This is a genomic window from Magnetovibrio blakemorei, from assembly GCF_001746755.1.
In the GTDB taxonomy this organism is placed as follows: Bacteria; Pseudomonadota; Alphaproteobacteria; order Rhodospirillales; family Magnetovibrionaceae; genus Magnetovibrio; species Magnetovibrio blakemorei.
On the sequence record NZ_MCGG01000052.1, the window covers coordinates 94,832 to 116,673 of the forward strand.

Consider the following 21,842-nt stretch of genomic DNA (forward strand, 5'->3'; position numbering starts at 1 on the left):
GACCAATGCGTACCGGATTAATTGCCCAAAAGGTTGGTATGTCCCGCGTCTTTAAAGACGATGGCACTCACGTTCCCGTGACCGTGCTAAAAGTGGACAATTGCCAGGTTGTGGCGCACAAGACAGACGACAAGGACGGCTACACGGCCCTCCAACTCGGTGTCGGCGCCGCGAAAGCCAAACGTCAAACGAAAGCCCAACGGGGCCACTTCGCCAAGGCTAAGGTTGAACCGAAAAAGAAACTCGTCGAATTCCGCGTTCCTGCCAATGCTATGGTGGAAGTGGGCGCAGAAATTGCGGCCTCTCACTTTGTTGGCGGCCAGTTCGTGGACGTGACCGGAACATCCATCGGTAAAGGTTTTGCCGGTGCGATGAAGCGTCACAACTTCGGCGGCTTGCGTGCTTCGCACGGTGTGTCTGTTTCTCACCGTTCGCACGGCTCCACTGGCCAGTGTCAGGACCCCGGTAAGGTGTTCAAGGGCAAAAAAATGGCTGGACATATGGGTGCCGAACGGGTGACCACGCTGAACCTCGAAGTCGTCTCTACGGATGAAGCTCGTGGTTTGATCTTGGTGAAGGGCGCCGTGCCCGGTTCCGCTGGTGGTTGGGTTTTGGTTCGCGATGCGGTCAAGAAAACCATGCCAGAAGGTCTGCCGTTCCCCGCTCAGTTGCGGAACGCCGCCTCCGAAGCGCCTGCTGAAGCTCCCGCTGCGGAAGCTGTGGCTGAAGACGCGCCTCAGGCTGAGAAGGAATAAGAGCGATGAAACTCGATGTGATTAGCCTCGAAAACAAGAAGGCCGGCAGCGTAGAGCTCGATGAGTCGATTTTCGGCCTCGAAGTTCGCTCCGATCTCTTGGCGCGCTACGTCAATTGGCAGCTTGCCAAACGTCGTGCAGGCACCCACGCCACCAAAGGCCGTTCCGACGTGTCCGGCGGCGGCAAGAAGCCGTTCAAGCAAAAGGGCACCGGTAGCGCCCGTCAGGGGACTTCGCGTTCGCCGAAGCACCGTGGTGGTGGTATCGTTTTTGGCCCGCAGCCGCGTGCTTACGATCACCAGTTGACGAAAAAATTCCGCAAGTTGGCTTTGAAGACCGCGTTGTCCTCAAAACAGGCTTCCGGCAAGTTGGTGATTGTCGACAACACCGAAATGAAGGCGCCGAAAACGTCTGAGCTGAACAAATTGCTGGCCTCGCTCGGCTGGGGTTCTGCTCTGGTTATCGACGGCGCCCAAGTCAACAAGAACTTTGCGCTCGCCGCTGGCAACATCATCGGTCTCGATGTGCTGCCGACCCAGGGCGCTAACGTCTATGACATCTTGCGGCACGACACCTTGGTGTTGACCCAGGACGCCGTAGTCCAGTTGCAGGAGCGTCTGAAATGAGCGTCAGCAAAGAACGTATGTTCGAAGTGATCCGCCGTCCTCTCATCACCGAGAAGGCGACACTGATGAGCGAGCATAACCAAGTTGCGTTTGAAGTCTCTATGGACGCATCTAAGCCGGAGATCCGCGCAGCGGTCGAAGAACTCTTCAAAGTTAAGGTTCAAGGTGTCAACACCCTGATCCAGAAGGGCAAGATCAAAAAGTTTCGCGGACGCCCGGGCAAACGTGACGATATGAAAAAAGCGATCGTCACGCTGTCCGATGGTGACTCCATTGATGTGACCACTGGCGTCTAAGGAATTTAAGTCATGGCACTGAAGCAATACAAACCAACGACACCGAGCCAACGTAACCTGGTTACGGTTGACCGTACGGGTCTTTATAAGGGCAAGCCTGAAAAGGCATTGACCGAAGGCTTGCGCAAAAACGGTGGCCGCAACAACACCGGACGCATCACCGCGCGTCGTATTGGTGGCGGTCATAAGCGTCGTTATCGCATCATTGATTTCAAGCGCAACAAGTTCGACGTTGTCGGTACGGTAGAGCGTTTGGAATATGATCCCAACCGCACCGCATTCATCGCATTGATCGCGTACGAAGATGGTGAGCGCGCTTACATCATTGCGCCCCAGCGTTTGACCGAAGGTGATCAAGTCGTTGCCGGCAAAAGCGTCGACATTAAGCCGGGCAATGCCCTGCCGCTGTCGAGCATTCCGGTCGGCACGATCATTCACAACGTCGAAATGAAGCCCGGTAAGGGTGCTCAGATCGCACGTAGCGCCGGGACTTACGTTCAATTGGTCGGTAAAGATCAAGGCTACGCCCAGCTGCGTTTGGCATCTGGTGAGTTGCGTTTGATCCGCGGCGAATGCATGGCCACCATTGGCGCTGTATCGAACGCTGACCAACAGAACATCAAGATTGGCAAAGCTGGCCGTAGTCGCTGGCTTGGCAAACGTCCGAGCGTGCGTGGCGTCGCCATGAACCCGGTTGATCACCCTCATGGTGGCGGCGAAGGTCGTACATCTGGTGGTCGTCATCCGGTTACACCGTGGGGCAAGCCTACTAAAGGCAAGCGCACTCGTAAGAACAAGAAGACGGACGGCATGATTATGCGCCGCCGTGCTAAGTAAGTAGGAGAGGCACAGTGCCGCGTTCCGTATGGAAAGGTCCGTTCGTCGATGGTTATTTGCTGAAGAAAGCAGATGCCGCTCGTGACGCCGGCCGCAATCAAGTCATCAAAACTTGGTCGCGTCGTTCTACCGTTTTGCCGCAGTTTGTTGGCCTCACCTTTGGTGTCTATAACGGCAAAAAGTTTGTGCCCGTTATCGTTTCCGAAGAAATGATCGGTCACAAATTCGGTGAGTTTTCGCCAACCCGCACATATCTGGGGCATGCCGCAGACAAGAAGGGCAAGAGGAGCTGATCATGGGTAAGAAAAGCGCTGAACGCTCATTGGCGGACAACGAAGCAATGGCTTTTGCGAAGATGATTCGCGTCAGCCCACAGAAACTGAACTTGGTTTGTGGTTCAATCCGCGGTAAAAGCTGCGAATTGGCTCTTGGCCAGCTGACGTTTTCCAAGCGCCGCATCGCGCTGGACGTGAAAAAGCTTCTGGAATCCGCGATTGCGAATGCAGAAAACAATCATCAGCTCGACGTCGATCGTCTCTATGTCGCTGAGGCCACCGCTGGCCGTGCGATGGTGATGAAGCGTTGGAAAGCCCGCGCCCGTGGCCGTGTTGGCCGTATCCAAAAACCGTTCAGCAATCTGCGTTTGATTGTTCGTGAGCGCGAGGAGACCGTATAATGGGACATAAGATCAACCCGATCGGCTTCCGTCTCGGCATCAACCGCACGTGGGATTCCCGCTGGTATGCTGACGGCAATTATGCCGAAATGTTGCATGAAGATATCAAGATCCGCAGTTTTTTGACTGAGAAGTTGAAACAGGCGAGCGTTTCTAAGATCATTATCGAACGTCCGGCGAAAAAAGCTCGTGTGACGATCTACTCCGCCCGTCCGGGTGTGGTGATCGGCAAGAAGGGCGCGGACATCGAGAAAATTCGCCTTGAAGTTGCAAAGCTGACCAAAGCTGAAGTCAGCCTCAACATCGTTGAAATCCGCAAGCCGGAAATCGATGCTCAGTTGGTGGCAGACAACATTGCTCAGCAACTTGAACGGCGTGTGTCCACCCGTCGTGCCGTGAAGCGGGCCGTTCAGTCGGCCATGCGTCTTGGCGCTGAGGGCATCCGCATCAACTGCGCAGGCCGTTTGGGCGGCGCGGAAATCGCGCGTACCGTGTGGTACCGTGAAGGCCGCGTTCCGTTGCACACGCTGCGCGCTGACGTTGATTACGCCGTCGCATCTGCTCACACCACTTATGGGGTTTGCGGAATCAAGGTTTGGATCTATAAGGGCGACATTCTTGCTCATGATCCGATGGCGACTGAAAAGAAAGCTCAAGCGCAGCAACCGCAGCGCTAAGCCCACATTAACATAAAGGCAAGGGAAAGCAGACAATGCTGAGCCCCAAACGTACTAAATTCCGCAAGGCCTTCAAAGGCCGCATCCATGGCCTGGCCAAGGGTGGTTATACTGTTGATTTCGGTAGCTACGGCCTCAAAGCCATGGCACCGGATCGTCTGACAGCACGTCAGATCGAAGCTGCGCGTCGCGCATTAACCCGTCACATGAAGCGTGCGGGCCGTGTGTGGTGTCGTATTTTCCCGGATGTTCCGGTTACTCAAAAGCCTGCCGAAGTTCGTCAGGGTAAGGGTAAGGGTTCAATTGAATATTGGGCGTGCCGCGTTAAACCCGGCCGTATCTTGTTCGAAGTTGATGGTGTTCCTCGTGACGTTGCAGAGCGCGCGTTCGAGTTGGCCACGGCGAAATTGCCGATCCGCACCAAGTTTGTGTGTCGCTTTGGCGAGGAGGATTAATTATGAAAGCATCCGACGTTCGCACCAAAAGCGACGACGAGCTTAAGGCGCAGCTGCTGGACTTGCGTAAAGAGTCCTTCAACCTGCGTTTTCAAGCCGCCAGTGGGCAGCTTGATAACACCGCGCGCAAAAATGCAATTCGCAAAGACATTGCGCGCATCAAGACCATTATCGGCGAGCGCACCAGCGCTGCCGCGTCGTAAGGAGAACGAGAATGCCTAAACGTGTTCTTCAGGGCGTCGTGGTGAGCGACAAGCAAGACAAAACGGTTACTGTTTTGGTCGAACGCCGCGTTATGCACCCGATTTACAAAAAATACGTGCGCAAATCTAAAAAATATGCCGCGCACGACGAAGCAAACGTTGTAAAAGAAGGCGACATCATCCGCATCCGCGAATGCCGTCCGCTTTCAAAGCGTAAATGTTGGGAAGTTGTCACTGAGTCTGCCTAAGTCACCTGACTTAACCGCAGAGACCGTGACACGGAAAAAGGAATAACCCCATGATTCAAGTTGAATCAAATCTGGAGGTTGCAGACAATTCGGGCGCACGCCGGGTGCAATGCATCAAGGTGTTGGGTGGTTCGAAGCGTCGGTATGCTTCTGTTGGCGATGTGATCGTCGTTTCTGTTAAAGAAGCGATCCCACGTGGCCGCGTTAAAAAAGGCGACGTGCACCGCGCTGTTGTTGTGCGTACAGCCAAGGACATTCAACGTGCTGACGGCCAGACCATCCGGTTCGACAACAACGCTGCTGTTCTGTTGAACAACAACAACGAACCGATCGGCACGCGTATTTTTGGCCCAGTGACACGTGAACTGCGCGCCAAAAACTACATGAAGATCATTTCATTGGCGCCCGAGGTATTGTAATGGCGAGCAAAATTAAAAAAGGCGACAAGGTCGTCGTGCTCACAGGACGCTCCAAGGGTAAAACCGGCGAAGTGTTGAGTGTAAATCCGAGTGACAATCTTGCAATCGTGCAGGGCGTGAACGTTGTCAAACGTCATACCCGTCCCACCCAGACGTCCGAAGGCGGCATTATCGAGAAAGAGGCTTCTATCCATCTTTCCAATATCGCCCACTTGGACCCCAAGGACGACAAGCCGACGCGCGTTGGCTTTAAGGACGTTGATGGCCGCAAGGTGCGCTATGCAAAGCGTTCCGGCGTGGTCATTGATTAAGGAAGGGACACAAAAATGGCACGCTTGAAACAAGTGTATAACGAGACCGTCGTTCCGGCGCTGCAGGCGGAGTTCAATTATACGAACCCCATGCAGGTCCCGAAGCTGACGAAAATCGTTTTGAACATGGGTGTTGGTGAAGCTTCCCAAGATAAGAAAAAAATCGATGGGCCTGTTTCCGACCTCACCTTGATCACCGGCCAAAAGCCTGTGACCACCAAAGCGAAAAAATCGATCGCGGCGTTTAAGCTGCGTGAAGAAATGGTCATCGGCACGATGGTGACTTTGCGCAAAGACCAGATGTACGAATTCTACGACCGCTTGGTCAACATCGCGCTGCCGCGCGTACGTGACTTCCGTGGCGTGAAGGGTACGGGCTTTGACGGCAATGGCAACTTCGCTATGGGTCTTAAGGAACAGATTGTGTTCCCCGAAATCGATTACGATAAGGTCGATAAGGTTCGCGGTATGGATATCGTTATCTGCACCAGCGCAAAGACCGATGCAGAAGCAAAAGCCTTGCTTCGCCACCTCAACATGCCGTTCGCCGGCGAGACTGGAGGCAACCAGTAATGGCTAAGAAAAGCTCAATCGAACGCAATTTGAAGCGCGAACGTTTGGTGAAGAAATACGCGACGAAGCGTGCCCGTTTGAAAGCGATGACCGTGGACGACAGTTTGTCCTTGGAAGATCGTTTCAACGCGCAACTGAAGCTTGCTGAGCTTCCGCGTAATTCTGCTGAGATTCGCCTCCGTTTGCGGTGTGGCCTTTCTGGTCGTCCGCGCGGAAACTATCGTAAATTTAAGCTCTCGCGCATCGCACTGCGTGATCTGGCTTCGGCGGGACAAATCCCCGGCGTAGTCAAGTCGAGCTGGTAGGGGAGACAGACACATGTCCATGTCAGATCCTTTGGGCGATATGCTGACCCGTATCCGTAACGGTCAGATGGCTAAGAAGTCCTCTGTTGTTGCGCCGTCGTCCAAGTTGCGCGCTAACGTTCTTGATGTTCTCAAGCGCGAAGGCTTCATCCGTAGTTTTGAAGAGTACGAAGACCGTCCCGGTATTCGTGCGCTCAAGATCGAACTCAAGTACCACGAAGGTGCGCCCGCGATTCAGGAGATTTCTCGTGTTTCCAGGCCCGGTCGTCGCGTGTACTCGAAAATCAAAGACCTTTCCAAGGTCTATAACGGTCTCGGCATCTCCATCATCTCCACCCCCCGTGGCGTCATGTCTGACGCAGAGGCCCGTGTGGCCAACGTGGGCGGTGAAGTGTTGTGCCAAGTCTTTTAAGGGGGGATACAGATCATGTCTCGTATCGGTAAAAACCCTGTTCAGATTCCCGATGGCGTTAGCGTCGCGATGTCTGGCCTTGTTGTTACGGCAAAGGGCAAGCTTGGTGAATTGAGTGCGACTTTAACCGACGACGTTGTTGTGACCATCAACGACAACGATGTGAAGGTTGATCCGCGTGAAGGTGCGCCGCGCGCTCGTCAGATGTGGGGGATGTCTCGCAGCATCATCAACAATCTGGTTGAGGGCGTATCTCAGGGCTTTACGAAAAAGCTGTTGATCTCGGGCGTTGGTTATCGCGCTCAGATCAGGGGGAGCGACCTCGTGTTGGCTCTCGGCTTCTCTCATGAAGTCGTGGTGCCGGTGCCCCAGGGTATCACCATCAACTGTCCCGATCAGACGACCATTGATATTTCTGGTGCCGACAAACAAAAAGTCGGTCAGATCGCGTCTGATATTCGTGGTTTCCGCCCGCCTGAGCCCTACAAAGGCAAGGGTGTCCGTTACGCCGACGAGTTCGTCGTGCGTAAGGAAGGCAAGAAGAAGTAAGGTAAGACCATGGCAACAGCGAAACAACTCTTTGAGCGGCGCAAGCAACGCGCGCGGGCTCAAATCGCCAAGAAGTCCGCAGGGCGTCCTCGTCTTTCGGTTTTCCGTTCCGGTAAGTACATTTATGCCCAGGTCATTGACGACCTGAAAGGCCACACCGTCGCGGCGGCGTCGAGCCTTGAGAAGGACTTAAAGTCCAAACTCAAGTCCCGCTCCGATACCGCGGCAGCAGCTGAAGTCGGCAAGCTCATCGCTGAGCGCGCCGTTAAAGCTGGCGTCAAAGACGTTGTCTTTGACCGCGGTGGTTACAGGTATCATGGTCGGGTGAAAGCCTTGGCCGACGCAGCCCGCGAAGCCGGTCTGGCGTTCTAAGGAGATTATGATGAATCAGCCCGCTCCTCAAAAGCGTGAACGTCCTCGCAGCGACCGCCCTCGTGGCGGTGAACGCCGCGAGCGTGAAGAATCCGATCTGATCGACCGTTTGGTTGGCATTAACCGTGTCTCCAAGGTCGTCAAAGGTGGTCGTAACTTCTCATTTGCTGCCTTGGTGGTGGTTGGTGACGGCAAAGGTCGCGTCGGTTTTGGTACCGGCAAAGCCCGCGAAGTCCCAGAAGCCATTCGCAAAGCAACCGATACAGCCAAAAAGAAGATGGTTCGAATCGCGCTGCGCGAAGGCCGCACCCTGCATCATGACGTCGAAGGGCATTACGGTGCCGGTCGCGTGGTTTTGCGCAGTGCGCCAGCAGGTACCGGCGTGATCGCTGGTGGCCCGATGCGTGCCATTTTCGAAACCATGGGCGTGCAAGACGTGGTGTGTAAATCCACCGGTTCGCAGAACCCGCACAACATGATCAAAGCAACCTTCGATGCGCTGAACCGTTGCGCATCGCCGCGCAGTGTTGCTGCGCGCCGTGGCCTCAAGGTGAGCGACATTGTCGCACGCCGTGGCGACACGGAAACTAAGGAGTAATTGAGATGGCCGCGACGAAAAAAACCGTCACCGTGACCCAGACCGGCAGCCCCATCGGCCGCCCCAAGGATCAACGCGCGACCCTCAAGGGTCTTGGTCTGAACAAAATTAACCGTAGCCGTGAACTTGAAGATACGCCCGCAGTGCGCGGCATGATCAACAAGGTTGCTCACCTGGTACGGGTTGAAGAAGCCGGCTAAGGCCGTTTTCAGATAGGGAATAAAGACAATGAACCTCAATCAGATCGGCGACAACGCGGGCGCAACCAAGAATCGCAAGCGTATCGGTCGCGGTATCGGTTCCGGTACCGGCAAAACGTCCGGCAGCGGCGTCAAGGGCCAGAAGTCCCGTTCGGGCGTTTCGCTCCTCGGCTTCGAAGGTGGCCAGATGCCTTTGTATCGGCGTTTGCCGAAGCGTGGGTTTACCAACATTTTTGCCAAAACCTATGCTGTGCTCAACATTGGTGAGCTGCAAAAGGCCGTCGATAGCAAAAAGCTGGATGCCAAAAAGGTTATTAACGAAGCTGTTCTGCGCGAAGCCGGCATGATCAAAGGCCGTTACGACGGCGTGCGCATCCTGGCCCGTGGTGAAGTCACCGCAAAGCTGAACATCGAAGCCGCTGGTGCTTCTAAAGCCGCCGTCGCAGCTGTCGAAAAGGCGGGGGGCACGCTTGCCATCGTCGTCGTGACGCCAGCCTTGATTGGTAAAGCTAAAGCCGCCGCCGAGAGTGGCAAATAAACAGCATAGCGCCGGAGACGACGAATAATGGCTTCTGCCGCCGAAAAAATGGCTCGTAACATGAACTTTGGGGCTTTCCAAAAAAGCACCGAGCTTCAAAAACGCATCTGGTTTACCCTGGGAGCGTTGATCGTATACCGGCTCGGGACCTATATCCCTTTGCCGGGCATCGATCCTGTTGCGTTGGCAGAAATCTTCCGTCAGAACTCGGGCGGCCTGTTGGGCATGTTCGATATGTTCACGGGCGGCGCGCTGTCGCGTATGACCATTTTTGCGCTTAACATCATGCCGTACATCTCGGCTTCCATCATCATGCAGTTGATGACGGCGATTTCACCATCGCTGGAACAACTGAAGAAGGAAGGCGAATCGGGCCGCAAAAAGATCAACCAATACACCCGCTATCTGACCGTTTTGATCACGATTATGCAGGCCTATGGAATCTCTGTTGGTTTGGAAAGTATGTCGAGCGGCGCGGCTGTGTTGGATCAGGGCTGGTTCTTCCGCTTTACTACGGTGGTGACGCTGACCGGTGGCACCATGTTCTTGATGTGGTTGGGCGAACAAATCACCCAGCGCGGGGTCGGTAATGGCATTTCACTGATCATTTTTTCGGGCATCGTTGCCAACCTTCCCACAGCAATTGCGGGTACGTTGGAATTGGGTCGCACCGGGGCACTCTCGACCATCTTTATCCTGGCCTTGATGGCTATGGCAGTGGGCGTTATCTTCTTGATTGTGTTCATGGAACGCGCTCAGCGACGGATCATCGTGCAATATCCGAAGCGTCAGCAAGGCAACCGTATGACTGGCGGCGAAAGCAGCCATTTGCCCTTGAAGCTGAACACCGCGGGCGTGATTCCGCCGATTTTTGCGGGATCGATCTTGGGTCTGCCGGTTACCATCTTGGGGCTCAGCGCCGCAGGGGCGGGGCCGGAGTGGGTGACCACGTTGACCGCCTGGATGGGACGTGGGCAGCCGGCTTATTTGATCATTTACGTGATGTTGATTGTGTTTTTTGCGTTCTTCTACACCGCGGTTGTCTTCAATCCGCATGACACGGCTGAAAATTTGAAAAAGTATGGCGGCTTTGTTCCCGGCATTCGTCCCGGCAAAAACACCGCTGAATACCTAGATAAAGTGCTGACGCGACTAACCGTTCTCGGAGCGGCGTATTTGGCGGCCATTTGTTTGCTGCCGGAAATCTTGATGTCGCAGTATGCAGTACCCTTTTATTTTGGCGGCACATCGCTGCTGATCGTCGTGACCGTGACGTTGGATACGGTCGCCCAAGTCCAGTCCCACATGATGGCTCATCAATACGAGGGACTGATTAAGAAAGCTAAATTACGGGGGAGACGTTAGTTATGAATTTGATTTTATTGGGCCCGCCGGGTGCGGGTAAGGGAACTCAGTCCAAGCGTTTGGAAGACAAGTTCGGTTTGACGCAGTTGTCCACGGGCGACATGTTGCGGGCCGAAGTGAAAGCTGGAACGGACCTGGGTAAGCAGGCGAAAGCAATCATGGAAGCTGGTGGACTTGTCTCTGACGAGATCATCATCGGCATGATTTCCAGCCGCGTCGATCAAGATGACTGCAAAAACGGTTTCATCCTTGACGGTTTCCCGCGCACCGTGCCGCAGGCCGAGGCCCTTGACAAGATGTTGGCTGAGAAGTCCTTGAAGCTCGGAAAGGTTATCGAGCTGACAGTCGACGACGAAGCCATGGTGGAACGAATTTGCGGCCGCTATACGTGCTCCAAATGCGGTGCTGGCTATCACGATTCGTTCCAAAAACCTGCCACGGACGGAGTCTGTGATAAGTGCGGTTCTACTGATTTCACCCGCCGCGCTGATGACAACGAAGAAACCGTGCGCAACAGGCTCAGTGCCTACCATGAACAAACCGCGCCGATCGCCACTTACTACGGGGATCATGGCATTTTGCAACAAGTTGACGGGATGGCGCCGATTGACGACGTCACCGCGCAACTGGAGAACCTGATCGGTTCTTAAGACTTCGTATTGACACGGGGGTGCGATTTCTTATAATCGCGCCTCTTCAACCTATTTGACAACGCGAAGCCTTTGAAAACCAAAGGTTAAGGAGTATCGGCTTTGGCTCGAATCGCTGGCGTTAACATTCCGACCTCCAAACGGGTCGTGATTGCGCTCACATACATCCATGGAATTGGGAATACCAAGGCCAAGGAAATCTGCACGAAGGTCGGGATTCCGGCCGAACGTCGTGTTAATGAACTCACGGATGACGAAGTCATTCAAATCCGTGAAACCATTGATAGCGACTATCAGGTCGAAGGTGATCTGCGTCGTGAAGTCGCCATGAACATCAAGCGTTTGATGGACTTGGGCTGCTATCGCGGTCTTCGTCATCGTCGTGGTCTGCCGGTTCGCGGTCAGCGCACCAGCACCAACGCACGCACGCGCAAGGGCCCTGCAAAGGCCATTGCCGGCAAAAAGAAATAGAGGCTGAGTTATGGCTAAAGCATCAACGGCGCGTCCCCGTCGCCGCGAGCGCAAGAACATTGTTTCCGGCGTCGCGCACGTGAACTCAACGTTCAACAACACCATGATCACCATTACCGACGCCCAGGGCAATACGATTTCCTGGTCTTCGGCAGGTATTCAGGGTTTCAAAGGGTCGCGCAAATCGACCCCTTACGCAGCCCAGATGGCGGCGGAAGATGCCGGTAAAAAGGCACAGGATCATGGCATGCAGACCCTTGAGGTCGAAGTGAAGGGTCCTGGTTCAGGTCGTGAGTCCGCACTGCGTGCTTTGCAGGCAGTCGGGTTCACCATCACGTCAATTCGTGACGTGACGCCGATCCCGCACAACGGGTGCCGTCCGCGTAAACGCCGTCGTGTTTAATTGAGGCGTTTAAGCGGTCTGGTCCAAACGGATCGCTATTTATCGGCCCCGGAATTCATTCGGGGCCGTCGTATAGAGTTAGGGCTCATTCGAGCCCATTAATGCATTAACGTGCCAGGCGTGAGGTCACAACCGTGATTCAAAAAAATTGGCAGGAATTGATCAAACCGGCGAAACTTGAAGTGGTTCCGGGGCATGATGCCTCGCGGTCCGCTGTTATTGTCGCTGAACCGCTGGAACGCGGCTTCGGTCTGACTTTGGGCAACGCTCTTCGTCGTATTTTGCTTTCGTCGCTTCGTGGGGGTGCCGTTACGGCGATCCATGTGGATGGCGTTCTGCACGAATTCTCGTCCATTCCGGGCGTGCGTGAAGACGTCACCGACATCATCTTGAACATTAAGTCTTTGGGCCTGCGCGTGCACTCCGAAGGCCGTAAAAAGATGACGTTATCGGTCGAAAAACCCGGCGAAATTACCGCAGGAATGATCGAAACCGGTTCGGAAATCGAAGTTATGGACCCGGATTTGGTTCTCTTCCACTTGGACGAGGGCAAAAAGGTCAACATGGAATTTACCGTTGATACCGGTAAGGGCTATGTGGCTGCATCTGAAAACCGTCCTGAGGATCCGCCTATCGGCTTGATCCCCATCGATGCTGTTTTCTCTCCGGTGCGCCGTGTCAGCTACAAGATCGAAAACACCCGCGTTGGTCAACAGACCGATTTGGACAAGTTGGCGCTTGAAGTTCACACCAACGGTTCGGTTACGCCCGATGACGCTGTGGCTTTGGCTGCGCGCATTTTGCAAGACCAGCTGCGTTTGTTCGTCAACTTCGAAGAGCCCGTCGTGGCCAGTGCCGAAGAAGACGTTCGCGACGAGCTGCCGTTCAACAAGAACTTGTTGCGCAAAGTCGACGAGTTGGAATTGTCGGTTCGTTCCGCCAATTGCCTCAAGAACGACAACATCATCTATATCGGCGACTTGGTTCAAAAGACCGAAGCTGACATGCTCCGCACCCCGAATTTTGGCCGCAAATCCTTGAACGAAATTAAGGAAGTGCTGTCACAGATGGGTCTGCACCTGGGCATGGATATCCCCAATTGGCCGCCCGAGAATATCGAGGACTTGGCCAAAAAGCTTGAAGAGCCCTACTAATCCATTGGATGAACCGATTTTCGGTTAAAGTGGTAAAGCGCTTTTAGCTCAGGACCATCTTGGTCCACACCCGTCGTACCCGTTCCTCTGATGTCCCTTTGGGATTTCAGGGGCGAGGCGGCGGGCTTTGCAATCGGACCTTTGCGTGTGCTCACGGATGTGTGTGCACTCTGGGGCCGGATAGAAAATAGAAGGAGTTACCGTTATGCGTCATGGCAACGGCTTACGTAAACTGAACCGCACCTCCAGCCATCGTAAAGCTATGTTTTCGAACATGGCGGTGGCTATCTTGACTCATGAGCAGATCAAAACCACGCTGCCCAAAGCGAAAGAAATGCGTCGCATCGCCGACAAAATGATTTCGCTCGGCAAACGCGGTGATCTGCATGCCCGTCGTCAGGCTTTTTCTTACCTGCGTGACGACGCTGCAGTCAAAAAGTTGTTTTCAGTCTTGGCAGAGCGCTACAAAGAACGTCCCGGTGGTTACACCCGCGTTCTCAAAGCTGGCTTCCGTCATGGCGATTGCGCCCCGATGGCTTACCTGGAGTTGGTGGATCGTGATCCCGAAGCCAAAGGCGCCGCCGATAAGGCCCGTGTCGCCGCCGAGGCTGCTGCAGCGGAAGATTAAGCGCTTGCAAATCTTGTATTCGAAAAGAGGCAGCTTTAGAGCTGCCTTTTTTTGTTTTAGGGAGCATTGGGTCTTTGCTCAACAAAGGGTATGATACCCCGCCTGTTTGAACCATTAAGGGTTTCCACCGATGATACCAACCATTTTGTCCCCAGACAATTGTGAGGAGCGGCCCCAAAGCGGAGCCGAAGACAAGTTGTCTGCGCGGGTGGTCGAAATTCATCAAGAGATCAAGTCGTGGTTGCCCAGCCTCAACCGCATTGCGGTGGCGCTCTACGATCCCGAAACGGATGTGTTGAAGACCTTCGTTAACTCTTCCGATCATGGCAGTCCGATCGAACATTATGAGGCCGCGTTGAAAGACGTGCAGTCCCTGTCCACATTGGCCGAGGACCGGGCGCCCCGCACCATCAACGATCTCACGGTTTTGGCCAAGGGAAACAGTGAGCATACGCAGAGAATTCTCAAAAAAGGCTATCTGTCGAGCCACACCGTGCCCATCGTCCACAACAACGTGTTTCACGGTTTTGTCTTTTTCAATGCGTCAGAAACGGGATGTTTCACCGATACTGTTGTTTACAAGCTTGGTGTTTATGCTCAGCTTGTGGGTTTGCTCAGCATCACCGAGTTCAATGCCATTCGCACCCTGCAAGCGGCGGTCAAGACGGCGCGGGAAATCTCCCAGTTTAGGGACGAAGAAACAGGCGGCCACTTGACGCGTATGGCGAACATTTCGCGAGTCATTGCCTTGGGCATGGCCGATAGCCACGAACTGAGCGATGAGTTTATCGAATATCTGTTCCATTTTGCTCCGCTGCACGATATCGGCAAAATTGCCATCCCGGATGGCATTTTGTTGAAAGAAGGGCGGTTGACCGACTTCGAGCGCGAAACCATGCAAACGCATGTTGCCAAAGGTATGGAAATCGTAGGGAAATTGATCAGCGGCTTTAAGATGGAAAGCATGCCCAAAATCGATATGTTGCAAAATATTGTCTGGTGTCACCACGAGGCCATGGATGGCAGTGGTTATCCTCAAGGCTTGGTGGGGGATCAAATTCCCCTGGAAGCCCGGATTATTGCCGTCGCGGACGTGTTTGATGCGCTGACCAGTGTGCGGCCTTATAAAAAAGCCTGGACCAATGACGAGGCCTTGGACTTCTTAAAATGCAAGAGCCCAAAAATATTCGATGGGGAATGCGTGTCTGCTCTGGCCAACCACATAACCAAGATTGAAGAGATTCAGAAGAGATTCCATGAAGATATGTTCGGTTAATTCATTGCGTGTGGGTGCGTTTTGCGCCTTGTTTGTCGCCACGGTGTTGACGTCTGTTGGGCTGATGGCTGTTCCCGGCTTCGCCCAAGAGCGCATGTCGCCGCAGACGCGTCAACAGGTGCAGTTGAGTTTTGCCCCTTTGGTAAAGCAAGCCGCACCTGCGGTGGTCAACGTGTTCACCTCCAAGACGGTGCGCACCCGCAAAACGGTGCCGCTATTTGACGATCCGTTTTTTCGTCGTTTTTTTGGCGATAATGCCCAACGCATCATTCCCGGACCCGAAAAGAAGGTTCAAAACACTCTGGGTTCCGGGGTGTTGATTCGGGGGGACGGGTTGGTGGTCACGAACAACCACGTTCTCGAAGGCGCCGAAGAAGTCAAAGTGGTGCTCAATGACAGACGTGAATTCGCAGCCAAGATTTTGGGCAAGGATGAGCGCACCGACCTCGCCGTTCTTAAATTGGATTTAAAAGGGGAATCCCTGCCGTTTTTGCAATTGAGTGATTCCGACCAGTTGGAAATCGGTGATTTGGTTTTGGCCGTTGGCAATCCGTTTGGGGTCGGTCAAACGGTCACCAGCGGCATCGTGTCTGCCTTGGCGCGCACCGCTTCGTCGGTATCGGATCTCAATTCCTTCATCCAAACCGACGCGGCCATCAATCCCGGCAATTCCGGCGGTGCCTTGGTGGATATGTCGGGTAAATTGGTGGGCGTCAACACGGCGATTTTTAGCAAAACCGGGGCATCGAATGGGATTGGTTTTGCGATTCCGTCCAATATGGTCAAGCGGGTGGTTTCCGCCCTGGTGACCACGGGCAACGTGGTGCGCCCGTGGTTGGGGGCCAAGGGCCAAGGCGTGACGGCAAATATCGCCGAAAGCTTGGGCATGAAGCGTCCGTTTGGCGTGATGATTACCGAAGTACATGAGGGTGGCCCTGCGGCTCGTGGTGGCCTTAAGGTTGGCGACGTGCTGCTGGGCGTGAATGGCAAGGAAGTGCGTGATGGGCAGAATTTGCGCTTTATCATCGCCACCCTTGAAGTGGGCGGCAAAGCCAGCGTCTCGGTGATGCGACGCGGCGGTCCGGTGTCGCTCGACATCGCCTTGGAAGCGCCCCCGGAAATCCCTCGGCGTGAAGAAACCTTATTGCGCGGCCATCACCCGTTCGAAGGGGCCGTGGTCGCCAACTTATCGCCCAAGCTGGCCGATGAATTGGGGCTTGAGCATGAACAAACCGGCGTGATCGTGTTGGCGTTGGACCGCAAGGGCAGTGCCGCACGTTTGGGCTTTGAACGTGGCGACATCATTTTGAAGTTGAATGGCGAGGTGGTGGCGTCGGTTAAAGACCTTTTGGGGATGTTGCGCGAAACCGCGTCGACCTGGGTCATCCGGATTGAACGGGATGGGCAGGAAAGCAATATCGTGATCCGGTGATAAGCAATGACGTCTTTATTTGAAGATCAGGCCTCACGCCCCCTAGCGGATCGCTTGCGCCCGGCCACATTGGATGACGTCGTCGGCCAAGATCATTTGCTGGCCGAAGACGGCCCGCTGGGGCGCATGGTGAAGGCTGGGCGTCTATCGAGCTTGATCTTGTGGGGGCCGCCCGGCACCGGAAAAACCACCATCGCCCGCTTGCTGGCGCTGCACACCAAGCTTTCCTTTGAGCCCTTGTCGGCGGTGTTTTCCGGCGTTGCAGACTTAAAGAAGGTTTTTGCCCGGGCCAAGGAACGTCGCGAAGCGGGGCAGGGGACGTTGTTGTTCATCGATGAAATCCACCGCTTCAACCGGGCCCAACAGGACGGCTTTTTGCCCTATGTTGAAAACGGGACGGTGGTGTTGGTGGGGGCGACGACGGAAAATCCGTCGTTTGAGCTTAACGCCGCGCTGCTGTCGCGCGCCCAAGTCATGGTGCTCAACCGTTTGGACGACCGCGCCCTGGAAGAACTGTTGAGCCGAGCGGAGGACGAAACCGGGAAGGCCTTGCCCTTGGATTTGGACGCCCGTGCCGCGTTGCGTGCCATGGCCGATGGCGATGGCCGCTACCTGCTGAATATGAGCGAAGAACTGCTGGCCATGCCAGACGATCAAGAGCCTCTCAAAACCCAAGATTTGGCCCGTGTGGTGCAAAAGCGGCTGCCGCTTTATGACAAGTCCCAAGAAGGCCATTACAACCTCATTTCAGCGCTGCACAAGTCGCTTCGGGGCTCGGATACCGACGCGGCGTTGTACTGGTTTTCCCGCATGTTGGACGGTGGCGAAGATCCGCACTTTATTGCCCGGCGTTTGACCCGTTTTGCCGTTGAAGACATCGGTTTGGCCGATCCCAATGCGTTAACGCAGGCCATAGCGGCGTGGCAGGCTTATGAACGCCTGGGCTCGCCCGAAGGCGAGTTGGCGTTGGTCCAGTTGGTGATTTATTTGGGCACGGCGCCCAAATCCAACGCCGCCTACATGGCGCAGAAGTCGGCCAACCGCGCGGCCCGGGAAACGGGATCGTTGATGCCGCCCAAGCATATCTTGAACGCGCCCACCAAAATGATGAAGGAATTGGGCTATGGCGCAGGTTATGCCTATGATCATGACGCTCAAAATGGTTTTTCCGGGCAGAACTATTTTCCAGAAGACATGAGCCGCCAGCGGTTTTATGAACCCAAGGACATTGGATTTGAACGCGATATCACCAAACGTCTCGCGTATTGGGATAAATTGCGCGCCAAGCGCACGGATTGAAAGACACGTGCTATGAACTTGCAGCTGTTGGTGTTTGTGGCCTTAGGCGGCGCCATTGGGGCGGTCAGCCGTTTTGTCGTGATGAGCGCCATTGGTCATATTGCCCATACCGATTTTCCGTGGAGCACTTTGGCGGTCAACGTGATCGGAGCGTTTGTCTTGGGTTCGGTGATTGAGCTGTCTGCATTGGTTTGGTCGCCGTCTCCAGAAATTCGGGCCATGGTGGTTGTTGGCATTTTGGGTGCGTTCACGACGTTTTCGACGTTTTCCATGGATCTCTATTATTTGCTGGATCGTGGAGCTGTCATCAGCGCTTCGGCTTACGCCGTCGGTTCGGTTCTGATTTGCCTGTTGGCATTTGCCGCGGGTCTCTCCGTCTTTCGAATGATATTGTCTTAATATACGGCAATTCTCTGACCTAATTTGATCGCTTTTATATGTTTATTTGCTTCTATCCCGTGCATTGCTTACGTTCTTAGGGCCAGATACAGAATCGGACATCACTATGAGAACGATAAAGTGGAACAGTGATCTTTCTGTCGGGATTGATGAAATTGATGAAGATCATCAAAAACTGATCAAGTACCTCAACGACTTGTTTGCAGCCTGCTTTGCAGGGCAGGGGCCTGCTGTGCTGAAGGATACGCTGCATCTGGTGCAGCTTTACACCCGTCAGCATTTTTCCCATGAAGAAGACGTGATGCGCGCGAGCGGATTTCCAGGGTTGGAAGAGCATCGCGTCCAGCATGCCGAATTGGTGTCCGAACTGGACGACTTGATTGATGAATTCGAAGCGGGTGGCGATATGGATTTGAGCTACAAAACCATGCAGTTCCTGGAAGACTGGCTGCTTCATCACATTTTGATCGAAGACAAAAAACTCGGCAAATACATCGGTGCGATTCATTAAGGTCACTTTTTCAAAGCCGTTAACGAATATGTGAGGCGTGGCAAATGATGGCATGGTCCGATGAGTTGTCTGTCGACATTTTGGAGATCGATAACGACCACAAAAAAATGATCTGGCATATGGAGTCCCTGTTTTCGGCACATCAAAAAGGGCAGGGTATCCAAGTGTTGAGACGACACCTTGTCACCTTGTTGGAAGAGACCCGTGTTCACTTTGCCCACGAAATCGACATCATGAGCCGAAATCATTGTCCTCAAATTCATGAGCATCGCGCCTTGCACGCCGAGCTGATTTCAATTTTGGATGATGTGCTCGAACAGATTGACCAGAATCCGTCTCAAGGGGTGAGCAAGGAAAGGCTTGGCTTTCTTCAAAACGCCCTGGTGCAGCATATCTTGGTGGAAGATAAAAAAATCGGCGAGCACATGGGCGTTGTATATTAAATCGTATTTGTGGGTTAGTTTGCGGCCAGGATTTAGTTCCAAAAACCCTTTGGCCCTTTTGCTCTGGAATGCTCATGACTGGCGGCGTGCAAAATATTACCGTGACCCCCGAAGACGATGGCGTGCGTCTCGATAAATGGTTCAAGAAATACTATCCCGGTTTGACCTTCGGACGGCTGCAAAAGCTGTTGCGCACCGGACAAGTGCGGGTTGAAGGCGTCAAAACCAAAGAACCCGGTCTGCGCTTGGTTGCCGGTCAAAGCGTGCGGGTGCCGCCGTTGGACCGGGAAAAAGACGTAAAGCCCGCCCACGAAGTGTCCAAGCAGCGTGTCACCCGTGAAGAAGCCGCAGCCATTCGTTCGTGGGTGCTGCACCAAGACGATCACATCATCATCTTGAATAAGCCCGCCGGACTGGCTGTGCAGGGCGGCAGCGGTACCAAGCAGCATGTCGACGGCATGCTCAGCGCGCTTAAAGACGGCATGATGGACAAGCCCCGTCTGGTCCACCGCCTGGACAAAGACACATCCGGTATTTTGGTGTTGGCGCGCACGCAAAAGGTCGCCCAGGTTCTCACTGCAGCCTTTCGCACCAAGGATGTGCGCAAAGCCTATTGGGGCATTGTGGTGGGGGTTCCGCCTTTGGCCCAGGGGCGTGTCGATTTGCCCTTGAACAAAAGCCATTCCAAAAGCGGTGAGCGCATGGTCGTGGATGAATTGGAAGGCAAGCGGGCGGTCACGCTGTTCAAAATCATCGATCAAGCGGGACGTCGCGCCGCCTGGCTGGAAATGGAGCCTGTCACCGGACGGACCCATCAACTGCGGGTGCACATGCTGGCCATTGGCAATCCGATTTTAGGGGATGGCAAATACGGTGGTGAGGAGGCATTTTTGCCTGGTGCAGAGGTGGCCAAGCAGCTGCATCTGCATGCGCGCTCCATCCGTTTCACGCATCCCGCTGGCGGGGTGTTTGAAATCACCGCGCCGATGCCGGACCACATGAAAGCGACCTGGGCATACTTGGGCTTTGATGAATCCTCTGCCCCGCCGCCCTTTGAAGACGACGTCGAATAAGAGGTTCTCCCCCGAGAGCATTGAACAGGAAGCAAAATGCGTCCACAGTGTGGACTCTGATGTTATGCTACTCCGGGAGCCGCTGTCTCATATGCGTATCTTACTTGTCGAAGATAACCTGCGTCTTGCCACCTATGTCTGCCACGGTCTTGAAAAAGAAGATTTTACCGTGGACGGTGTTGGCTCGTTGGCGGATGCCGAGGCGGCGTTGGGCACGGTGCCTTACGATCTCATGATTTTAGATTTGGGGCTGCCGGACGGAGATGGTCTGGATTTGCTCAAAAGCCTGCGCCGTGCCGACAACCCTTTGCCGGTGTTGGTGTTGACGGCACGCGACGGTGTGGATGATCGCGTCAAAGGACTGAACGCGGGAGCTGACGATTATTTACTGAAACCCTTTGCAGTGGAAGAATTAACGGCTCGTCTGCGCGCTTTATTGCGTCGCCCAGGAGGGGTCATGGGTTTGAGCTTGAGTGTCGGAAACATCACCTTTGACACCACCGCCCGCGAAGTTCGAATTGGCAAGGAGCTGTTTAAAATTTCCCGCAAGGAAATGGGCGTGTTGGAACAACTGATGCGCCGGGCCGGAAAGGTGGTGCCCAAAGACGTGCTTGAAAGCAAGCTTTACGGCTTTGATGACGAGGTCTCGCACAATTCCTTGGAAGCGCATATTTCCCGGTTGCGCAAACGGTTGGTGCAAGATGGTGCTTCGGTGGCCATCCACACCTTGCGCGGGGTTGGATATTTGCTCGCTGATGGGAAGGATACCTAAAACGTGAGTCTGACCCGCTTGAATCGCGTCATAAAATTGGCGTTGCAAAGTCTGACCGTGACACTTGTTCTGTTGGTCGTTTGGGAATTTGCCATCGAGTATCCTTTATATAATTGGCTCGGTTGGGCTGAGGCGAGTGTGAGCATTCCTGCCCGTTGGGGGCATGTGGGGATCGCCATGATCTCTGCAGTCATTGCCGTATCCGTGTTGGCAGTGATGTCCTTGGGACTGATGCGCGAATTGAAAGCCAAAGATGAATTGATGCGCCAGAAGGAAGAAGAGCGCACGCTGTTTGCCGCCGATATGGCCCATGAATTGCGCACCCCATTGGCGATGATGCGCGCTCATCTCGATTTGTTGGACAATCCTGAAGCAATTAGCCCGTTGGTTGAAGATGTGAACCGGGTCACGCGAATCGTCGAGCAAGTCTTAACCAAGTCACAAATTGAAAATATCGAAGTTCATCCCGGCGAGCGGGTGGATTTGGTGAAGCTTTCCTCTTCGGTCGCGGCTTATCTGGCCCCGTTGATCATTCGCGAAGGGCGGTCCATTGAAGTGATTGGGGCCCATAATCCGGTGTTCGTCGATGGCAATGCGTTTGGGTTGGAACAAGCGCTGCGCAATTTGCTGGAAAATGCGATGAAATATTCCGCGCGCGGTTCAACCATCACCATTGAGGTCGATGAATCGCCAGCTCTGCGCGTTATTGACCGTGGACGGGGTATCCCTATGGCGGATCGTGAACGCATTTTTGAGCGGTTCCACCGTGCGGATCGTCGCACCGGTGGTTCAGGACTCGGCTTGTACATTGTTCGTCGAGTCGCTGAAGCGCATAACGCAAAAGTATCCATCGAAGATGCCCCCGGTGGGGGGGCGGTGTTCATTTTGCAATTTGCAAAAAAATAATCCCCCCCAA

At 54.2% G+C, this 21,842-nt stretch carries 35 protein-coding genes; all 35 read left to right on the forward strand.

Annotated elements, in window-relative coordinates:
- Positions 1–5 precede the first annotated feature (5 nt).
- The 35 genes from rplC to BEN30_RS13645 all read left to right on the forward strand — a co-directional run bounded on the left by rplC (position 6) and on the right by BEN30_RS13645 (position 21,832).
- Positions 6–755: a 50S ribosomal protein L3 gene (gene rplC, locus BEN30_RS13475; RefSeq protein WP_069958841.1), complete on the forward strand. Its 750-nt coding sequence runs from the start codon at positions 6–8 to the stop codon at positions 753–755.
- 5 nt (positions 756–760) lie between these two features.
- A complete protein-coding gene (rplD, locus tag BEN30_RS13480) occupies positions 761–1,381 on the forward strand; it encodes a 50S ribosomal protein L4 (protein WP_069958842.1) in 621 nt (206 codons plus the stop codon).
- Positions 1,378–1,677 (forward strand): 50S ribosomal protein L23, encoded by a 300-nt coding sequence (locus tag BEN30_RS13485; protein WP_069958843.1) that lies wholly within the window; start codon positions 1,378–1,380, stop codon positions 1,675–1,677. Before rplD ends, BEN30_RS13485 begins: the two co-directional genes overlap by 4 nt.
- Positions 1,678–1,689: 12 nt before the next feature.
- On the forward strand, positions 1,690–2,514 hold the full coding sequence (gene rplB, locus BEN30_RS13490) for a 50S ribosomal protein L2 (RefSeq protein ID WP_069958844.1): 825 nt from the start codon (positions 1,690–1,692) through the stop codon (positions 2,512–2,514).
- A 14-nt stretch (positions 2,515–2,528) separates the two neighbouring features.
- The gene (gene rpsS, locus BEN30_RS13495) at positions 2,529–2,807 is read left to right on the forward strand and encodes a 30S ribosomal protein S19 (protein ID WP_069958845.1); all 279 of its coding nucleotides are present in this window, start codon (positions 2,529–2,531) and stop codon (positions 2,805–2,807) included.
- Between the two features lie 2 nt (positions 2,808–2,809).
- Positions 2,810–3,190 carry a 50S ribosomal protein L22 gene (gene rplV / locus BEN30_RS13500; protein WP_069958846.1) on the forward strand — a complete coding sequence of 127 codons (381 nt, stop codon included), beginning with the start codon at positions 2,810–2,812 and terminating at the stop codon, positions 3,188–3,190.
- A complete protein-coding gene (gene rpsC, locus BEN30_RS13505; protein ID WP_069958847.1) occupies positions 3,190–3,867 on the forward strand; it encodes a 30S ribosomal protein S3 in 678 nt (225 codons plus the stop codon). Before rplV ends, rpsC begins: the two co-directional genes overlap by 1 nt.
- A 35-nt stretch (positions 3,868–3,902) precedes the next feature.
- Positions 3,903–4,322, forward strand: a complete 420-nt coding sequence (gene rplP / locus BEN30_RS13510) for a 50S ribosomal protein L16 (protein ID WP_069958848.1) — start codon at positions 3,903–3,905, stop codon at positions 4,320–4,322.
- A 2-nt stretch (positions 4,323–4,324) separates the two neighbouring features.
- Entirely contained in the window at positions 4,325–4,525 is a 201-nt protein-coding gene (gene rpmC, locus BEN30_RS13515; protein WP_069958849.1) for a 50S ribosomal protein L29, read from the forward strand.
- An 11-nt stretch (positions 4,526–4,536) separates the two neighbouring features.
- Positions 4,537–4,773 carry a 30S ribosomal protein S17 gene (rpsQ, locus tag BEN30_RS13520; RefSeq protein WP_069958850.1) on the forward strand — a complete coding sequence of 79 codons (237 nt, stop codon included), beginning with the start codon at positions 4,537–4,539 and terminating at the stop codon, positions 4,771–4,773.
- Positions 4,774–4,823: 50 nt separating this feature from the next.
- Positions 4,824–5,192: a 50S ribosomal protein L14 gene (gene rplN / locus BEN30_RS13525; RefSeq protein ID WP_069958851.1), complete on the forward strand. Its 369-nt coding sequence runs from the start codon at positions 4,824–4,826 to the stop codon at positions 5,190–5,192.
- Positions 5,192–5,503 carry a 50S ribosomal protein L24 gene (gene rplX / locus BEN30_RS13530; protein ID WP_069958852.1) on the forward strand — a complete coding sequence of 104 codons (312 nt, stop codon included), beginning with the start codon at positions 5,192–5,194 and terminating at the stop codon, positions 5,501–5,503. The genes rplN and rplX overlap by 1 nt, the downstream gene beginning before the upstream one ends.
- A gap of 15 nt (positions 5,504–5,518) precedes the next feature.
- Positions 5,519–6,076: a 50S ribosomal protein L5 gene (rplE, locus tag BEN30_RS13535; protein WP_069958853.1), complete on the forward strand. Its 558-nt coding sequence runs from the start codon at positions 5,519–5,521 to the stop codon at positions 6,074–6,076.
- Positions 6,076–6,381: a 30S ribosomal protein S14 gene (gene rpsN, locus BEN30_RS13540; protein WP_069958854.1), complete on the forward strand. Its 306-nt coding sequence runs from the start codon at positions 6,076–6,078 to the stop codon at positions 6,379–6,381. The genes rplE and rpsN overlap by 1 nt, the downstream gene beginning before the upstream one ends.
- A 13-nt stretch (positions 6,382–6,394) precedes the next feature.
- Complete coding sequence (gene rpsH, locus BEN30_RS13545; protein ID WP_069958855.1) at positions 6,395–6,793, forward strand: 30S ribosomal protein S8; 399 nt, start codon at positions 6,395–6,397, stop codon at positions 6,791–6,793.
- Between the two features lie 15 nt (positions 6,794–6,808).
- On the forward strand, positions 6,809–7,342 hold the full coding sequence (rplF, locus tag BEN30_RS13550; RefSeq protein WP_069958856.1) for a 50S ribosomal protein L6: 534 nt from the start codon (positions 6,809–6,811) through the stop codon (positions 7,340–7,342).
- A 9-nt stretch (positions 7,343–7,351) separates the two neighbouring features.
- Entirely contained in the window at positions 7,352–7,714 is a 363-nt protein-coding gene (gene rplR / locus BEN30_RS13555) for a 50S ribosomal protein L18 (protein ID WP_069958857.1), read from the forward strand.
- 7 nt (positions 7,715–7,721) lie between these two features.
- The gene (rpsE, locus tag BEN30_RS13560; protein WP_084005560.1) at positions 7,722–8,312 is read left to right on the forward strand and encodes a 30S ribosomal protein S5; all 591 of its coding nucleotides are present in this window, start codon (positions 7,722–7,724) and stop codon (positions 8,310–8,312) included.
- A gap of 5 nt (positions 8,313–8,317) precedes the next feature.
- Complete coding sequence (gene rpmD / locus BEN30_RS13565) at positions 8,318–8,512, forward strand: 50S ribosomal protein L30 (protein ID WP_069958858.1); 195 nt, start codon at positions 8,318–8,320, stop codon at positions 8,510–8,512.
- Positions 8,513–8,540: 28 nt separating this feature from the next.
- Positions 8,541–9,050, forward strand: coding sequence for a 50S ribosomal protein L15 (gene rplO, locus BEN30_RS13570; protein ID WP_069958859.1), 510 nt, complete (start codon positions 8,541–8,543; stop codon positions 9,048–9,050).
- A 27-nt stretch (positions 9,051–9,077) separates the two neighbouring features.
- Complete coding sequence (gene secY / locus BEN30_RS13575; RefSeq protein WP_069958860.1) at positions 9,078–10,415, forward strand: preprotein translocase subunit SecY; 1,338 nt, start codon at positions 9,078–9,080, stop codon at positions 10,413–10,415.
- Between the two features lie 2 nt (positions 10,416–10,417).
- On the forward strand, positions 10,418–11,065 hold the full coding sequence (locus BEN30_RS13580) for an adenylate kinase (RefSeq protein ID WP_069958861.1): 648 nt from the start codon (positions 10,418–10,420) through the stop codon (positions 11,063–11,065).
- 102 nt (positions 11,066–11,167) lie between these two features.
- Entirely contained in the window at positions 11,168–11,536 is a 369-nt protein-coding gene (gene rpsM, locus BEN30_RS13585) for a 30S ribosomal protein S13 (RefSeq protein WP_069958862.1), read from the forward strand.
- 10 nt (positions 11,537–11,546) lie between these two features.
- Positions 11,547–11,939 carry a 30S ribosomal protein S11 gene (gene rpsK, locus BEN30_RS13590; protein ID WP_069958863.1) on the forward strand — a complete coding sequence of 131 codons (393 nt, stop codon included), beginning with the start codon at positions 11,547–11,549 and terminating at the stop codon, positions 11,937–11,939.
- Between the two features lie 134 nt (positions 11,940–12,073).
- Positions 12,074–13,093 carry a DNA-directed RNA polymerase subunit alpha gene (locus BEN30_RS13595; protein ID WP_069958864.1) on the forward strand — a complete coding sequence of 340 codons (1,020 nt, stop codon included), beginning with the start codon at positions 12,074–12,076 and terminating at the stop codon, positions 13,091–13,093.
- Positions 13,094–13,298: 205 nt separating this feature from the next.
- Positions 13,299–13,721 carry a 50S ribosomal protein L17 gene (rplQ, locus tag BEN30_RS13600; RefSeq protein ID WP_069958865.1) on the forward strand — a complete coding sequence of 141 codons (423 nt, stop codon included), beginning with the start codon at positions 13,299–13,301 and terminating at the stop codon, positions 13,719–13,721.
- 130 nt (positions 13,722–13,851) lie between these two features.
- A complete protein-coding gene (locus tag BEN30_RS13605; protein ID WP_084005562.1) occupies positions 13,852–14,997 on the forward strand; it encodes an HD-GYP domain-containing protein in 1,146 nt (381 codons plus the stop codon).
- Entirely contained in the window at positions 14,978–16,429 is a 1,452-nt protein-coding gene (locus BEN30_RS13610; RefSeq protein ID WP_084005564.1) for a Do family serine endopeptidase, read from the forward strand. The genes BEN30_RS13605 and BEN30_RS13610 overlap by 20 nt, the downstream gene beginning before the upstream one ends.
- Positions 16,430–16,435: 6 nt before the next feature.
- Positions 16,436–17,728 carry a replication-associated recombination protein A gene (locus BEN30_RS13615; RefSeq protein ID WP_069958866.1) on the forward strand — a complete coding sequence of 431 codons (1,293 nt, stop codon included), beginning with the start codon at positions 16,436–16,438 and terminating at the stop codon, positions 17,726–17,728.
- A gap of 12 nt (positions 17,729–17,740) precedes the next feature.
- A complete protein-coding gene (crcB, locus tag BEN30_RS13620; RefSeq protein ID WP_069958867.1) occupies positions 17,741–18,127 on the forward strand; it encodes a fluoride efflux transporter CrcB in 387 nt (128 codons plus the stop codon).
- Between the two features lie 106 nt (positions 18,128–18,233).
- Positions 18,234–18,638 (forward strand): bacteriohemerythrin, encoded by a 405-nt coding sequence (locus BEN30_RS13625; RefSeq protein ID WP_069958868.1) that lies wholly within the window; start codon positions 18,234–18,236, stop codon positions 18,636–18,638.
- 44 nt (positions 18,639–18,682) lie between these two features.
- Positions 18,683–19,081, forward strand: coding sequence for a bacteriohemerythrin (locus BEN30_RS13630; protein ID WP_069958869.1), 399 nt, complete (start codon positions 18,683–18,685; stop codon positions 19,079–19,081).
- A gap of 74 nt (positions 19,082–19,155) precedes the next feature.
- On the forward strand, positions 19,156–20,154 hold the full coding sequence (locus BEN30_RS13635) for an RluA family pseudouridine synthase (protein WP_139135035.1): 999 nt from the start codon (positions 19,156–19,158) through the stop codon (positions 20,152–20,154).
- A 91-nt stretch (positions 20,155–20,245) separates the two neighbouring features.
- Positions 20,246–20,926, forward strand: a complete 681-nt coding sequence (locus BEN30_RS13640; protein ID WP_069958871.1) for a response regulator — start codon at positions 20,246–20,248, stop codon at positions 20,924–20,926.
- 3 nt (positions 20,927–20,929) lie between these two features.
- Positions 20,930–21,832 carry a sensor histidine kinase gene (locus BEN30_RS13645; protein ID WP_069958872.1) on the forward strand — a complete coding sequence of 301 codons (903 nt, stop codon included), beginning with the start codon at positions 20,930–20,932 and terminating at the stop codon, positions 21,830–21,832.
- Positions 21,833–21,842: the final 10 nt, after the last annotated feature.